This window comes from Nocardia sp. NPDC052112, from assembly GCF_040680135.1.
Taxonomy (GTDB): Bacteria; Actinomycetota; Actinomycetes; order Mycobacteriales; family Mycobacteriaceae; genus Nocardia.
This window is the reverse complement of the sequence record NZ_JBFAWD010000001.1, coordinates 581949-596790: the sequence shown is the minus strand read 5'-3', so window position 1 is coordinate 596790 and position 14842 is coordinate 581949. Positions and strand designations below refer to the sequence as shown.

Genomic DNA, 14842 nt, shown 5'->3' with positions numbered 1-14842 from the left:
GCTGGGCATATGGTGTATCGGCTGCTGGCCGATGCCACCGCCGCGGTGCATTTCGCATTCGTGGCGTATGTGGTGGTCGGCGGGTTCGTAGCGTGGCGGTGGCCGCGCACCATCTGGCTGCATCTGATCGCATTCGGCTGGGGGTTCAGCACGGTGCTGTTCGGATTCGATTGTCCGCTTACGTATTTGGAGAATTGGGCGCGGCATCGGGCCGGGATGGCCGGACTGCCGCCGAGCGGGTTCATCGACCACTACCTGACCGGGGTGATCTACCCGGAGAGCGCACTGGGATTGGTGCGCGTGCTGGTCGCGGTGTGTGTGGTGGTGTCGTGGGTGGGCTATGTGTGGAGGGTGCGGGCGATGAGGTCGACGACCTCGGAGACCTTGTCATCCAGGTAGAAGTGACCACCGGGAAACACCGTGCGGTCGAAGGAGCCGGTGGTGTGCTCGCGCCATTGCTCGGCCTGCTCCGGTGTCATCGTCGGATCTTCGGTGCTGACCAAGGCCGAGACCGCGCAGGTCAGCGGGGTGCCAGGGCGGTAGCGGTAGGTCTCGACGGCCTGGTAGTCACTGCGCACCGCGGGCAGCACCAGTTCGGCCAGACTCGGTTCGTCACGCAGAATCCGGATGGACGCGGGATCGGCCGCCAGCCGTTCCAGGTCACCGATCAGCTCGTCGTCGGAGCCGAGATGCAGGCGACCGTACTCGACGAAAGTCGGTGCGGGGCGACCGGATACGAACAGCGCGACGAGCGATTGTCCCTTGCCTTCCAGTCGGCGTGCGGTTTCGAAGGCCACGGTCGCACCCATGCTGTGCCCGAACAGGGAAAGTTGTTCCACCGGCCCCTGATTCAGTACCTCGTCCACGATCCGATCGACGAGGGTGTCCATATCGCCGATGGTGGGCTCGCCGAGCCGGTCCTGCCGACCTGGATACTGAACGGCCGCGACGGCGATGCCATTGTCGAACCGTTCGGCCAGTGCCCGATATGCCGTGACCGATCCACCCCCCGGCGGGAAACACAGCAGTTGATGGCTCGGCGCGGGATGCGCGCGCAACACCCGCAACCAGTCCGTCGCGGCAATGGCCTTGTCCACGTCGATCTCCTTCGCTGTCGAAAGTTCCGCCGACCCAGATATCGCCACCCGCACGGCCGCGTTTCACCCGAGATAGGTTCCGTACCACTCCAGGACCCGCTGCCAAGCCTCGGTGGCCGCGGTCGGGTTGTAGCGAGGTCCGGTGTCGTTGAAGAAGGCGTGGTCCGCATTGGGTGCGACGTAGATGTCGTGTATGAGGCCGGCCCGGTCCAGCGCCGCCTCCGCGGTGGGGCGCGAGGCGATCACCCGCTCGTCCTTGGCGGCGTAGATGCCGAGCACCGCCGCCTTCGACCCGGACAGGTCCCCGTTCTCCGGGAAGGGACCGTAAAACGGTGTCGCCGCGGCGAGTTGCGGCGTGCCGTCGGCCAGCAGCAACCACACCAGACCGCCGCCGAAGCAGAATCCGGTGGCGCCGATCTTCTTTCCCGGCACCCGCCGTTCCAACTCGGCGATCCCGGCCTGCAGATCGGCGACGAACTGTTCCGGCGCGATCTTGCCGAGTTCGGCGGTGGCTGCCGCCGGATCGGTGAAGGCGCCGGTACCGCCGAGTTCGGACAGCAGGTCGACCGCGAGTGCGGAGTATCCGGCGCCGGCGAAACGTCCTGTCACCGAACGGATATGGTCGGTGAGCCCCTTGTTCTCATGGATGACGAGCACACTGCCGCGCGGCTGCGGCGCGGCCGCCCATGCGGCTTGTAGCTGACGACCTCCCGGTCCGGCGAAGGTGATCGCGGTGGCCGCAACCGCGCCGCTGGTTCCCGGCGGGGCCGACGACGCCGCGGGCTTCGATCCCGTCGACGCGGAATTCGCCTGGTCGCCGCTACTGGAGCAGGCGGCGAGCAATGCGACCGCGGCGGTTGCTCCGACCCCGAGCATCCCTAGTCGGCGCAGTGCTTCCCGGCGGCCGATCAATCCGTCGGCATGGTCGGTGGCAATCTCTTCGGCGATATAACGCTGCAGCGGCGTCATGGCCCCGACCCTACTACTGCGGCACAACAACTACTCTCGATCTCGTGATTGCGCACGAACAGCTGGTCCGCGACTACGAGGCCGGAATCGGTGTGCCGGCCTCCGGCTCCATCCCCGCCGCCGATCCGGGCAGCTGTTTGGCTGCGGCGCTGCCGGTTTGGGCACTGGCCGCCGGATCGGTCGGCGCGGTGACGGCGGCGGCGAACCGAATCCGCGACGCCCACCACCTGAATCCGGTGCTGCACCGGCTGGATCCGGACCGGATCAGCGCCGCGTTCGCCAGCGAACGCCTGCTGCGCATCGGTGGTGCGCCTGCCGAAGTGTTCGCCGATTTGTCCGGATTCTTTCCCACCTTCGACGGCTGGGTCCGCACTCATGCCAACTATCCGCATCATCGCGCGCGGTTGCTCGCCTCGCTCGGACTACCCGACGACGCTCCCGTCGATCTCGCGGTCGCTCAGATGGCGATGAGCCGCGCCAGCGATGTCGAGGAGAATGCGGCCACGCACGGCGCCATCGCGGTCCAGGTGCGGACCGAACAGGAGTGGGCGGCGACCCCGCAGGGCCAGGCGGCCGCATCGGGTCCGCTGGTGGCGATCGACGCCCGGATCGACCGGGGCCAGCTCGGCCTGCCGATCGGCGCTTCACCATTGCAGCCGTTGCGCGGGGTGCGCGTACTCGATCTGACCCGCGTGATCGCCGGACCCGTTGCGACCAGAACCCTCGCACTGCTCGGTGCCGAGGTGCTACGGATCGACCCGCCGCACCTATCCGAGATCCCCTGGCAGTACCACGACACCTGCCAGGGCAAGCGTTCCGCTCTGCTCGATCTGCACCGGCACCTGCCACTGGTCAACGAGTTGCTCACCGCCGCCGATGTGTTGATCACCGGATATCGACCGGGCGCACTGGAAAACGCCGGACTCACCGCCGCCCGTCGTCCCGGCCTCGTACACGGTCGGATATCGGCATGGGGCGAATCCGGCCCGTGGGGTCGGCGCCGCGGTTTCGACAGCATCGTGCAGGCCGCGGCGGGTATTTCGATCGTCGAGGGCGCACCGGCGGTGCCGGGGACGCTGCCCGCGCAGGCACTCGACCATGCCTCCGGCTACCTGCTCGCCGCCGGGGTTATCGACGCACTCGTCGCCCGCGCCCATGACGGCATCGGCCGCGACGTCCGAGTCGCCTTGGCGCGCACCGCATCCTGGCTCCTCACCGCGCCCGGCCGGACACCGCGTCATCCGCAGGCCGCGCCGCCGAGTCCGGCGTCGGCGGTCACCCACGGCAATGTCACGACCGCCGCGCCGGTACTCGCCGAATATCCGGATTACGCATGGCCTGCACCGCGGTACGGCGCCGACCGGCCGGTGTGGCCGTTGCACACCCGATAGCACGCGCACAGCTCGGCCGCGCCTCGACCGATCAGGACTCGTCGGCCAGGGCCGCGATGGCCTTGGTCAGTCGCGCGCCGTCGGGCAGGTTCGCGCCGCGGGTGATCGTCCACAGAATGCCGAGGCCCTGGGTCAGTACGAAATACAACTCGGCAATCGCCTGGGCGGTGTCCGCATCCAGATCCGGACGGGATTCGCGTAAGGCTCGACCGATGTCCCGGTATGCGCCGTCGAGGCTATCTGCCATGAATGTCTGCGATTCCGGCGTCCGTGCGACGCGGACCAGATTCTCCAGACTCGCCAACATGCCGTCCCGGTTGTCCTCGAAAACCTGCGGCATCGCGTTCCACATCTGCGTGAACGCCGCGAGCGGCGACTCACCGCTGCCCGCGCGGATCAACGCCTCCATCCGGTCGCCGATATCGGTACCGAGCGCCTCCGCGAGTGCCTCGGTGATCAGCCGATCCTTCGAGCCGAAGTGGTAGCCGATCGCGGCCAGGCTGACACCCGCGGCCGCCGCGATATCACGCGCGGTTGTCTTCGCCACACCACGTTCGATGATGGCCTTACGTGCTCCCGCCAGTAGATCTTCTCGGTTTCCCATGACCTCAGCTTACACACGGATAAGACATTTGTACTAGACATTCGTGCCACCTTCGTGTTAGACATACGTCTGACACATTCGTCCGAGAGATTGGCCCTGTCATGACGATCAACTCCCGCCACATCCTGATCAGCGGCGGCGGTATCGCCGGCAACGCGCTCGCGCTGCAATTGCTGCGGGCGGGCATCCGAACCACCGTCGTCGAGCGCGCGCCCAAGCCTCGCCCCGGCGGTCAGGCCGTGGACCTGCGCGGACCGAGCCGCGAGATCGCCGAGCGGATGGGACTCATGCCGGGCATTCGCAAGTACCAGCTCGACGAGCGCGGCATGGCCTACGTCGACGAAAATGGCCGGGAGTTCGCCCGGATGCCCGCGGAGATGTTCGACGGCAAGGGTCCGGTGGCCGACATCGAAATCACCCGAGGCGATTTGAATCAGGTACTGCTCACCGAACTGGCCAGCACGGCGGGCGAACTCGATTACCGCTACGGCGAATGGATCACGGCGCTGCGCCAGGACGACACCGGTGTCGAGGTCGACTTCGCATCCGGGCGCCGCGAACGTTTCGATCTGGTCGTCGGCGCGGACGGGGTGCACTCGGCGACCCGGCAGCTGGCCTTCGGTCCGGAGGAACAGTTCGTCACCTATCTCGGCGGCTACATGTCCTTCTTCACCATCCCGACACCCACCGGCACCGAGCCGGGCTGGTTCAAGATGCATACGGTGCCCAGCGCGGCGGTCGCGATTCGACCAGATGCCGATCCGACCACCTCGAAGGCGATTATCACCCTGCGCACCGAGGCCGATCCGGCACTGCGCCGCGACGTTGCCGCCCAGCAGCGGCTCATCCACGACATGCTGGCCGAGGCCGGATGGCAGACCCCGGCGGTACTCGACGCGATGACCACGACCCCGGACTTCTATTTCGACATGCTGGCGCGCGTCGATATGCCGTCGCTGTCGACCGGCCGGGTCACGCTGCTCGGTGACTCCGGCTTCTGCGGCTCCCCGATGACCGGCATGGGCACCGCCATGGCCATCGTCGGCGCCTATGTCCTGGCCGGTGAAATCGCCGCCGCGCCGGATGAACTCGCGACGGCACTGACCCGCTACGAGGAGATCGTCACACCGTTCCTGGACAAGGCCAAGGAACTGCCCGGGGGCGGCATCAAGATGATGCTGCCGACCTCACGCCTCGGCACGCGGATGGCACGCGCGAGCATGAAGGTGATGACCTCGCGGGTGATGCGCCCGGTCATGCTGCGGATGATGTCGGATACCGACGACTACGTGCTGCCCACCTACTGAGCCGCCCACGTCCGCTCGCTACGCTCGACTGGTGCGGCAGAAGATCGTCATGGACGTCGATACCGGGATCGATGATTCACTCGCGCTGCTCTACCTGCTTGCCTCCCCGGAGGCCGAGATCGTGGGAATCGCCGCCACCGCGGGCAATGTGCCCGCACCACAGGTGGCGGCGAACAACCTCGCCTGGCTGGATGTCTGCCGGGCGCCCGATATCGAGGTCGCGCTGGGTGCCGCGGAACCGCTCGCGATCCCGCTGCGCACCACCGAGGACACACATGGGCCGCAGGGTGTCGGCTATGCGGAGCTGCCGCCATCCGCTCGGCCGATCTCGGCCCGGTCGGCGGCCGAGATGTGGGTCGATCTGGTGCGCGGCGCTCCCGGCGAGATCATCGGACTCTGCACGGGACCGCTGACGAATCTGGCGCTCGCTCTTCGCCTCGAACCGCGGCTGCCGCTGCTGCTGCGGCGGCTGGTGATCATGGGCGGAGCCTTCAATCACCCCGGCAACACCACCCCGACCAACGAATGGAATGTGCACGTGGATCCGGAGGCGGCAAAGGAAGTCTTCGACGCCTTCTCCGCGGCCCCCGCCGATCGACGGCCGATCGTCTGCCCGCTCGATATCACCGAGACCATCGAGATGCGGCCCAAACATGTGGCACAGCTCGCCGAACGCGCGGGCAGTCTGCCCGTGGAGCTGCTTTCGGAGACCGACCCACCGGAAGCCAGGTCGGCGACGAGCAATCCGATCGTGCGGTACTTCACCGATGCGGTCCGGTTCTACTTCGATTTCCACAAGCTCTACGACCTTGGCTATCTCGCGCATATGCACGATCCGTTCGCGGCGGCCGTCGCGCTGGATCCGGCGCTCGCGATTACTCGCCCGGCCGCCGTCGATGTCGAACTCGTCGGCACCATCACCCGCGCCACCACGGTGGCGGACTGGGCGGGCATGTGGGGCCGCGAACCCAACGCCGACATCGTGGTCGGCACCGACCCCGATGTGTTCTTCGAGCGACTGATCACCCGGGTCGGCGACTTCGCCCAGTCGGTCTACCCGCAGGAGGCTGCTCGATGACCGACGACGACAATACCTATCTCGCCGACTTCCGCACCCGGCTCGAATTGCCCGGAATCATCGACGTCCATACGCATTTCATGCCCGAGCAGGTCATGGCCAAGGTGTGGGCGTACTTCGATTCGGCCGGCCCGCTCGTCGGCCAGGAGTGGCCCATCGCCTACCGCGACGATGAGCAGGTCCGGTTGAAGACACTGCGCGACTTCGGTGTTCGCGCGTTCACCTCACTGGTATATCCGCACAAGCCGGATATGGCGGCGTGGCTCAACGAATGGGCCGCCGACTTCGCCGAACGCACGCCGGATTGTCTGCATACCGCTACTTTCTATCCGGAACATCACGCCGCGAGTTATGTGGATGCGGCCATCGAGCGTGGCGCCCGGGTGTTCAAGGTGCATGTGCAGGTCGGCGACTTCCATCCCGGCGATCCGCTGCTGAACGCGGTGTGGGGCATGATCGAGGACGCCGGAATACCGGTGCTGATCCACTGCGGCTCCGGACCCGCGCCCGGTGAGTACACCGGCCCGGAGCCCATTGCCGGTCTGCTGCAACGCTATCCGCGCCTACGACTGATCATCGCGCATATGGGCACACCCGAGTACTCCGAATTCCTCGACCTGGCACAGGAATATCCGGGTGTGCACCTGGATACGACCATGGTGTGGACCGATTTCACCGAGGCCTCGGCTCCCTTTCCGACCGCCGAGCACGGCAGGCTGCGCGCCATGAGCGACCGCATTCTGTTCGGTAGCGACTTTCCGAATATTCCGTACTCCTACGGACATTCGATCTACGCGCTGGAGCGCCTGGAGCTCGGCGACTCCTGGCTCCGGCAAGTCTGCTACCGAAACGCCGCACGACTCTTCGAGATCGCATAGGGCTCAAACCGATGCGACAGTGAATCTGGTTCGCCGGTGCAGCGGCCGCTCGGCCTCGTCGAGCAGCGCTACCGCGAAATCCGCCAGCGAGATCGCCGAGACGCCGTCGGCGTCTGTGAGCAATTCGTCCGTACCCAGTCGATAGGTGCCGGTTCGCCGTCCCCGCACCAGTTCGGCGGGCGGGCTCAGATACGTCCAGTCCGCGGCGGTTTCGCCGCGACAGATCGCGAGTTGGTCGGCGCAGGCGCGGGCGATGGCGCGCAATTCGACGGGGAAATCCGGGCTTTCGTGCAATGTCAGCGCATCGGCGCCGGGTATGAACAAGGTGGCCGCGCCGCCGACCACCAGCAGACGCGCGCCGGTCCGCGCCGCCGCGGACAACAACACCGACGTGATGGCGGGCAGTTCGTATTCGCGACCGGGTGCGGGGCGGGTGGCGGTGACGACCAGATCCTGTCCGGTGCTCAGGGATACGACATCGTCGAGGTTCGCCGCATCACCCGCGCGCAGCGTCGCCGCGGCGGGTACCGCACCCGCCCGCGTGCGATCGCGGACCACCGCGGTGACCTCGTGCCCACGGTCCAGTGCCTCGGCCACCACTCGGCTGCCCACCTCGCCCGCTGCTCCGAACACGGTGATACGCATCATGATTCGCCTTCCGTCCGAGCCTGGATGAATCTCTCAGCACTAAGGAATATAGCTTAGCGTTAAGCAATTCCGGGCTATGAGATACCTCACCGCTGAGGTATTCGCTAGGCTGCGGACGTGACAGATCATGTCGAACGGGTGCTCGAGCAATGGCGCGTACAACGTCCCGACCTGGACGTGTCGCCGATGGCGGTCCTCGGCAGATTGACGAGACTGTCCCAGGTGGTCGGTGCCGAATTACGTAAGACCTTCGCCGCACACGAACTCGACGCGGCCTCCTTCGATGTGCTCGCCACCCTGCGCCGCAGCGATCCACCCCACCGCCTCACCCCCACCGAACTCATGCATTCGGCGATGATCACCTCGGGTGGTGTCACACAGCGCCTGGACCGCCTGGAGGAGCGCGGCCTCGTCACCCGCGCGCGCAGCGAACGCGATGGACGCGGCGTGCAGGTCACCCTCACCGATGCGGGACGCGAGCTCATCGATAAGGCACTCCCCGACCACGTCGCCACCGAGGCCCGCCTGCTCGAACCCCTCACGCCCGCACAGCGCAAGCAACTCGCCACCGCCTTGCGCACCCTACTCGAGGCCCACGGCGATTCGGTCTGATCCGCACGAGGCGTCAGTCGGTCAGATCGATGCGGATGGTCAGGAGGTTGGTGCCCAAGGCGCGCACCATCGCGCTGTTCATGCGCGGGAGCGTGGTCAGGCGCGCAATTGCGTCGTCCTCCGGGAGTGGATGGGCGGTTCCGTTGCGCCAACGGCCGTCTATGCGAATGCGAACGGCAGGGTCCGCCTTGATGTTTCGCACATAGTCCGAGTGGTCGCCGTGGTTGGAGACCATCCAGAACTGCTCCCCCACCACCCTTCCGCCAACCGGGGTGCGCCGGGGTTCACCGGATTTGCGGCCGGTGGTTTCCAGCAGGATCTGGTCGCGCATGCGTGTGGTGATCGGATTGGCGAGGCGGCGGTGAAAGACACGATCGAGGCGCATACGCCAGGAATTCTTGGCCGGTGCAGTCATGATTCGAGTGTTGTCGAGACTGACAGTCTCGTCAAGGTAGCATTCGGTCATGGCCGACACCACTCGCGCGCACACCGGATCCCGCCGCAATGCGGCGGCTCGGACGGCGATCCTGACTGCTGCCGCGGAACTCCTTGCCCAGCACGGGAGTTCGGGCGTCACAGTGGATCGCATCGCGGCGCACGCGGGTGTCGGACGACAGACCATCTACCGCTGGTGGCCGTCCAAGGACGCCGTTCTGCTCGACGCGCTGGTCCACTCGGCCGAACAGGCGGTAGCGGTTCCCGACACCGGAACCCTACGCGGCGACCTCGAGATCTTCCTCCAGGAGACATTCGCCGCCGCGAGCACCGAACGCAATCGCCAAGCGCTGATCGCCGCGGTCATCGCCGCCCAGGACGATCCGAACCTCGAGCAGGCACTCCAGGAGTTCCTCGCGCGCCGTCGAACGGCATTGACAGAAGTCATCACGCAGGCGCGCTCGCGCGGCGAGATTGCGGACCGAGCCGGCATCGAACTGGCTGTCGAGCAGGCCTTCGGCGTGCTGTGGTATCGAATCCTGTTCCAGCCCAAGGCGCTACACGCCGAGGGTGCCGCAGCCCTGGCAGCCGCATTGGCCGCCCAACTCATCGCAGGGTAGCCGCAGAAATGGCAACCCGCACGCCAGGATCCACCCTCAACTGTCGAAGGCGTCCAGAATCTGCTCAGCGGCCAGCGCCGCGGTCAGTGTACCGTCGCGCACCTGCTTCTCCACCTGTGCGCGAATGGCTTTGACGTTCGGGTTCTCCGCGAGGCGGCGCAACAATTGGTCGTGCACCATGGTCCAGGTCCAGTCGACCTGTTGACGGCGCCGTTTTTCGGCGAACTCGCCCGCCTCGGTGAGCACCCGGCGGTGTTCGAGGACGGTGTCCCAGAACTTGTCCAGCCCATGGCCCTGCAGGCCACTCATGGTGAGCACCGGTGGGCGCCAGAGCGCGTCGGGCGGATGGATGAGCCGCAGCGCCCCGGCCAATTCGCGAGCCGCGGACTTGGCTTCGATCTCGTGCTTGCCGTCGGCCTTGTTCACCGCGACCAGGTCGGCGAGTTCCAGGACACCCTTCTTGATGCCCTGCAACTGATCTCCGGTGCGGGCGAGAGTCAGAAAACAGAACACGTCGACCATATTCGCGACCGTCACCTCGGACTGGCCGACACCGACGGTCTCCACCAGGATCACGTCATAGCCCGCGGCTTCGAGCAGCACGATGGTCTCGCGGGTTGCCTTGGCGACACCGCCGAGGGTGCCCGCGGTCGGCGAGGGACGGATATAGGCGTTGCGCTCCAGCGACAGTCGCGCCATGCGGGTCTTGTCACCGAGGATGGAACCGCCGGTGCGGGTGGAGGACGGGTCGACGGCCAGCACCGCCACCCGGTGCCCCTTGCCGATCAGATCCATGCCGAGCGCATCGATGAACGTCGACTTGCCGACGCCGGGAACACCGGTGATGCCGACACGATTCGAGGTGACCGTATCGGTCGGCGGGGTCAGCTGTAGCAGTAGCTGCTGCGCCAACTCCCGATGGTCGGCCCTGGTCGACTCGACCAGGGTGATCGCGCGCGCCACGGCGGCCCGCTCCTGAGAGCGAACCGCCTGTGCGAGCGCGTCGACATCAATGGCGCGCTGACGCCCGCCCGTCGCTGAAGTCATCGACTGCTGCCGCCACCGATCTCATGACCGAGTTCACCCGCCAACTTCTTCAGCAGATCGATCGCCGCATCGGCGATCACCGTGCCGGGCGGGAAGATCGCCGCCGCACCCGCCGCGTACAGCTCCTCGAAGTCACCGGGCGGGATGACACCGCCCACGATGACCATGATATCGGGACGCCCGACATCGGCCAGTGCCTGCCGCAGAGCGGGCACCAGCGTGAGGTGGCCGGCTGCCAGCGAGGACACACCGACGACGTGCACGTCGTTATCGGCCGCCTGCTGCGCCACCTCTTCCGGGGTCTGGAACAGCGGGCCCACATCGACGTCGAAGCCGAGGTCGGCGAAGGCCGTGGCAATCACCTTCTGACCTCGGTCGTGCCCGTCCTGGCCCATCTTGGCGACCAGGATGCGCGGGCGCCGACCCTCCGCATCGGCGAATTCCTCGACGAGTTCGATCGCCTTGCTGATATTGGTCACCTTCCCGGCCTCGTCGCGGTACACACCGGAGAGCGTACGGATCTCGGCCTGGTGGCGGCCGTACACCTGCTCCAGCGCGTCGGAGATCTCACCGACGGTGGCCTTGGCGCGCGCGGCATTGATGGCCAGCGCGAGCAGGTTGTTCTCCATGCCGCCCTCCGAAGCGGCCGCCGCACGGGTCAATTCGGCCAGTGCCCGCTGCACCTCTGCCGAATCGCGTTCGGCCCGAAGCCGGTTCAACTTCTCGATCTGCTCCGCGCGCACCCGGGAGTTCTCGACCTTGAGGACCTCGACCTGCTGATCCTCTTCGACCTGGTACTTGTTCACGCCGATCACCGGCTGCTGGCCGGTATCGATACGGGCCTGGGTGCGGGCGGCGGCCTCCTCGATGCGCAGCTTCGGGATGCCCTCGCCGATCGCCTGCGCCATACCGCCATGTGCCTCCACCTCGGCGATATGCGCGCGGGCGCGATTGGCCAATTGGTGGGTGAGCCATTCCACGTAGTACGAACCGCCCCAGGGGTCGATCGGCCGTGTGGTGTTGGACTCCTGCTGGATCAGCAGCTGGGTATTGCGGGCGATGCGCGCCGAGAAGTCCGTCGGTAGGGCCAGCGCCTCGTCGAGGGCGTTGGTGTGCAGCGACTGGGTGTGCCCCTGGGTCGCGGCCATCGCCTCGATGCAGGTACGCGCCACATTGTTGTAGGCGTCCTGCGCGGTCAGCGACCAACCCGAGGTCTGCGAGTGCGTCCGCAGCGATAGCGATTTCGCGCTCTTGGGCTCGAACTTCGCCACCAGCTCACTCCAGAGCAGCCGTCCCGCACGGAGTTTGGCGACCTCCATGAAGAAGTTCATGCCGATGGCCCAGAAGAACGACAGGCGCGGCGCGAACTTGTCGACCTCCATACCCGCGGCGATACCCGCGCGGATGTACTCGACTCCGTCGGCGAGGGTGTAGGCCAATTCCAGATCGGCCGTGGCTCCGGCCTCCTGAATGTGGTAGCCGGAGATGGAGATCGAGTTGAACTTCGGCATCTTCGCGCTGGTATAGGCGAAGATATCGGAGATGATCCGCATCGAGGGCTTGGGCGGGTAGATGTAGGTATTGCGGACCATGAACTCCTTCAGAATGTCGTTCTGAATGGTTCCGGCCAACTGTTCCGGTGCCACGCCCTGTTCCTCGGCCGCGACCACATACAGCGCGAGGATCGGCAGCACCGCGCCGTTCATGGTCATCGATACCGAGACCTGATCCAGCGGGATGTGATCGAAGAGCTGACGCATGTCGAGGATGGAATCGATGGCGACACCGGCCATCCCGACATCGCCCTGGACGCGCGGGTGATCGGAGTCGTAGCCGCGGTGCGTGGCCAGGTCGAAGGCGACCGACAGACCCTTCTGGCCCGCCTGCAGATTGCGCCGGTAGAAGGCATTCGAATCCGCGGCGGTGGAGAAGCCCGCGTACTGGCGGATGGTCCACGGCTGGTTGACGTACATCGTCGGGTATGGACCGCGCAAGAACGGCGCGATGCCCGGCACACTGTCCAGCGGATACCCTTCGGCCGCAATGGCATCACGGTCGGCCTTGGTGAAAACCGGTGGCACGTCGATACCTTCGGGCGTCGACCACACCAACTGTTCGGGGGTGTAGTTGTTCGCCTCGGCGGCGGCGCGCACGAAGGCGTCGACCTGCGCGGAGTCGACGCCGGCGGGTTCGGCCGGACGTTCGGACAGCGGTACCTCGGCGAAACTGCCGATCCGGTGCTCGATGCCGCCGGGCTCGTCGATTTCGCCCGGCTGGTCGATGTGACTCAATGTCATCAGGCTCCCACCTTCTCCAGCAGGTCGGACAGTGCGGCCACCGCGTCGATGCGGGCCGCGAGATAGCCGTCGGGACGGTGCGCGGCGCTCAGGTCTGCGACGGCCTTTTCCGCACCGGCCAGCAGCACCGTCTCGATTCCGGCGGCCCGCAATTGCTCGACCGCCGGGCCCGCCTGCTCGGCATAACGCTTGTCCGAACCACACAATACGGCGATCGCGGCACCGGATTCGGTTGCCGCCGCTCCGATTCCGGCCACATCCAGCGGACCGGGGTTGATCGACTCGACACCGCCCGAGGCCAACAGGTTCGCGATGAAGGTGACCCGCACATTGTGTTCGGCCACGGTGCCGAGCGGCACCAGCAGCGCACGCGGACGCACGCCCTCGGCCGCGAGGTAGGCATCCGAGCGGTTACGCAGCGCCTCGAATGCGGCACCGTAGCGAACCACCTGGCCTGGCTGCCGCGCCGCCTCGGACAGCGGCTGTTCGGCCAGATTAGGGAATTCGTTGACGCCGGTGACCGCCGTCTTGCGGTGTGCCACATCGGCATCCCGAGCCGATCGGGTCTCGGCGATCCGCTCGGCGAGCATGCCGGAGTCCAGCGCGGCCAGGTAGCCGCCCGCGGCCTCGAGCTCCTGCATGAACTCCCATGCCTTGGCGGCGAGTGCGGCGGTGAGATCCTCGATGTACCAGGAACCGGCCCCCGGATCCTGCACATGACCGAGATGCGACTCCTCGAGCAGCAGCAGCTGAGTATTGCGCGCCATGCGGTCCGCGAACGATTTCGAGACGCCGAGTTCGCCGGGCGGCAATGCCGAATCGAAGGGCAGCACCGTAACCGTATCTGCGCCACCGACTCCCGCACCGAAGGCCGCGAGCGTGGTGCGCAGCATATTCACCCACGGATCACGCTGGGTCATCATCGCCGCGGAGGTCACCGCATGCTGCGGTGCGTCACCGAACGCGGGGGCGCCGCACACATGCGCGATGCGGGCCCAGAGCTGGCGGGCCGCACGGAATTTCGCGATGGTGGCGAACTGGTCATCGGTCGCGGCGAAGCGGAACTCCAACTGCTCGAAGGCATCCGCGATGTCCTGGCCCTCGGCGAGCGCGCGCAGATATGCCAGACCGGCAGCCACCGCCGCGCCGAGTTCCTGGGCGTCCGAGGCGCCGGCATTGTGAAAGACGGTGCCGTCCACCGTGATAGCGCGCACGGTCTCCGGTCGCTGCACGGCCGCACCGGCCAGGGCAATCGTCTCCGCCAGTTCGATATCGGCGGTTCCGGCGAAGCGACTGGTGAGCGGAGCCGCGCCCAATGCGACTCGGATTTCGGTCCGGTCCGCCACCTGGTAACCGTCGAGCAGCGTGAAGACCTGCTGCGCCGCAGCGGAAACCGCGTCGCCGGCGGCCAGTGTCAGCGGCGCCAGTTCGAACAGCAGACCGGACAGCGCGGCGGGCAGTTCGGCCACCGCCACACCGCGCTCACCGACGCCGAGCCATAGTGCGCTGATCCCGTTCTCCAGCGCGGACAGCATCTCCCGATTCGCCGCCGCGCCATCGGCCGCGTCGATGACGGCGCTGACATACCAGCCGCGATGCACATCCCTGGTGGCGTCCCGGCCACGGACGAACGGATATTCGCCCGGCAGCGGCAGTTCGGGCCGCTCATCCCCGCGGGTGTACAGCGGGGCGATGGCCAGACCGTCGTAGGTCTGTTCCTCGAGCAGCTTTTCTGGCTCCTCCGGAAGTTCGGCGACGTCGACCCTGCGGGCCTTCGCCAGTACCCCCGCCACGCCCTTGCGCCATGCGGCGTAATCGGGCACCGGCTCTGAAGCAATCGGCATAGCTGCTGTTCCTCT

General features: G+C 66.7%; 15 protein-coding genes. 7 read left to right on the top strand and 8 right to left on the bottom strand.

What is annotated here, in order from left to right; all coding sequences use genetic code 11:
* The first annotated feature begins 9 nt into the window (after window positions 1-9).
* Complete coding sequence (locus tag AB0L58_RS02810; protein ID WP_364379842.1) at window positions 10-399, top strand: DUF2784 domain-containing protein; 390 nt, start codon at window positions 10-12, stop codon at window positions 397-399.
* Here AB0L58_RS02810 and AB0L58_RS02805 read toward each other — a convergent pair.
* Complete coding sequence (locus AB0L58_RS02805; RefSeq protein ID WP_364379839.1) at window positions 339-1097, bottom strand: alpha/beta fold hydrolase; 759 nt, start codon at window positions 1095-1097, stop codon at window positions 339-341. The two genes, AB0L58_RS02810 and AB0L58_RS02805, sit on opposite strands and share 61 nt — an antisense overlap.
* Before the next feature lie 63 nt (window positions 1098-1160).
* Window positions 1161-2066 (bottom strand): dienelactone hydrolase family protein, encoded by a 906-nt coding sequence (locus AB0L58_RS02800; protein ID WP_364379836.1) that lies wholly within the window; start codon window positions 2064-2066, stop codon window positions 1161-1163.
* 44 nt (window positions 2067-2110) lie between these two features.
* On the opposite strand from AB0L58_RS02800, the gene AB0L58_RS02795 reads away from it, so the two are divergent.
* Window positions 2111-3457 carry a CoA transferase gene (locus AB0L58_RS02795; RefSeq protein ID WP_364379833.1) on the top strand — a complete coding sequence of 449 codons (1347 nt, stop codon included), beginning with the start codon at window positions 2111-2113 and terminating at the stop codon, window positions 3455-3457.
* Between the two features lie 31 nt (window positions 3458-3488).
* Here AB0L58_RS02795 and AB0L58_RS02790 read toward each other — a convergent pair whose 3' ends face one another.
* Window positions 3489-4061, bottom strand: a complete 573-nt coding sequence (locus AB0L58_RS02790; RefSeq protein WP_364379830.1) for a TetR/AcrR family transcriptional regulator — start codon at window positions 4059-4061, stop codon at window positions 3489-3491.
* A gap of 101 nt (window positions 4062-4162) precedes the next feature.
* Between AB0L58_RS02790 and AB0L58_RS02785 the strand changes: the two genes are divergently transcribed.
* The 3 genes from AB0L58_RS02785 to AB0L58_RS02775 are packed head-to-tail and all read left to right on the top strand — an operon-like array spanning window position 4163 to window position 7324.
* The gene (locus AB0L58_RS02785; RefSeq protein ID WP_364379827.1) at window positions 4163-5368 is read left to right on the top strand and encodes an FAD-dependent monooxygenase; all 1206 of its coding nucleotides are present in this window, start codon (window positions 4163-4165) and stop codon (window positions 5366-5368) included.
* Window positions 5369-5396: 28 nt separating this feature from the next.
* On the top strand, window positions 5397-6446 hold the full coding sequence (locus AB0L58_RS02780; RefSeq protein WP_364380214.1) for a nucleoside hydrolase: 1050 nt from the start codon (window positions 5397-5399) through the stop codon (window positions 6444-6446).
* A complete protein-coding gene (locus tag AB0L58_RS02775) occupies window positions 6443-7324 on the top strand; it encodes an amidohydrolase family protein (protein WP_364379824.1) in 882 nt (293 codons plus the stop codon). Before AB0L58_RS02780 ends, AB0L58_RS02775 begins: the two co-directional genes overlap by 4 nt.
* 3 nt (window positions 7325-7327) lie before the next feature.
* On the opposite strand, the gene AB0L58_RS02770 is transcribed toward AB0L58_RS02775, so the two are convergent.
* Window positions 7328-7972 (bottom strand): NAD(P)H-binding protein, encoded by a 645-nt coding sequence (locus tag AB0L58_RS02770; RefSeq protein ID WP_364379821.1) that lies wholly within the window; start codon window positions 7970-7972, stop codon window positions 7328-7330.
* Between the two features lie 117 nt (window positions 7973-8089).
* Between AB0L58_RS02770 and AB0L58_RS02765 the strand changes: the two genes are divergently transcribed.
* On the top strand, window positions 8090-8584 hold the full coding sequence (locus tag AB0L58_RS02765; protein ID WP_364379818.1) for a MarR family transcriptional regulator: 495 nt from the start codon (window positions 8090-8092) through the stop codon (window positions 8582-8584).
* A gap of 13 nt (window positions 8585-8597) precedes the next feature.
* Here the strand turns inward: AB0L58_RS02765 and AB0L58_RS02760 are convergent, their stop codons facing one another.
* On the bottom strand, window positions 8598-8969 hold the full coding sequence (locus AB0L58_RS02760; RefSeq protein ID WP_364380211.1) for a nitroreductase/quinone reductase family protein: 372 nt from the start codon (window positions 8967-8969) through the stop codon (window positions 8598-8600).
* 79 nt (window positions 8970-9048) lie between these two features.
* Here AB0L58_RS02760 and AB0L58_RS02755 point away from each other — a divergent pair, with 79 nt between their 5' ends.
* A complete protein-coding gene (locus tag AB0L58_RS02755; protein WP_364379815.1) occupies window positions 9049-9639 on the top strand; it encodes a TetR/AcrR family transcriptional regulator in 591 nt (196 codons plus the stop codon).
* Window positions 9640-9675: 36 nt separating this feature from the next.
* Here the strand turns inward: AB0L58_RS02755 and meaB are convergent, their stop codons facing one another.
* Genes meaB through AB0L58_RS02740 form a run of 3 tightly spaced genes read right to left on the bottom strand, consistent with a single transcriptional unit; the run spans window position 9676 to window position 14827 of the window.
* Entirely contained in the window at window positions 9676-10686 is a 1011-nt protein-coding gene (gene meaB, locus AB0L58_RS02750; RefSeq protein WP_364379812.1) for a methylmalonyl Co-A mutase-associated GTPase MeaB, read from the bottom strand.
* Window positions 10683-12983, bottom strand: coding sequence for a methylmalonyl-CoA mutase (gene scpA, locus AB0L58_RS02745; RefSeq protein WP_364379809.1), 2301 nt, complete (start codon window positions 12981-12983; stop codon window positions 10683-10685). Before scpA ends, meaB begins: the two co-directional genes overlap by 4 nt.
* A complete protein-coding gene (locus tag AB0L58_RS02740; protein ID WP_364379806.1) occupies window positions 12983-14827 on the bottom strand; it encodes a methylmalonyl-CoA mutase family protein in 1845 nt (614 codons plus the stop codon). The genes scpA and AB0L58_RS02740 overlap by 1 nt, the downstream gene beginning before the upstream one ends.
* Between the last annotated feature and the right edge of the window lie 15 nt (window positions 14828-14842).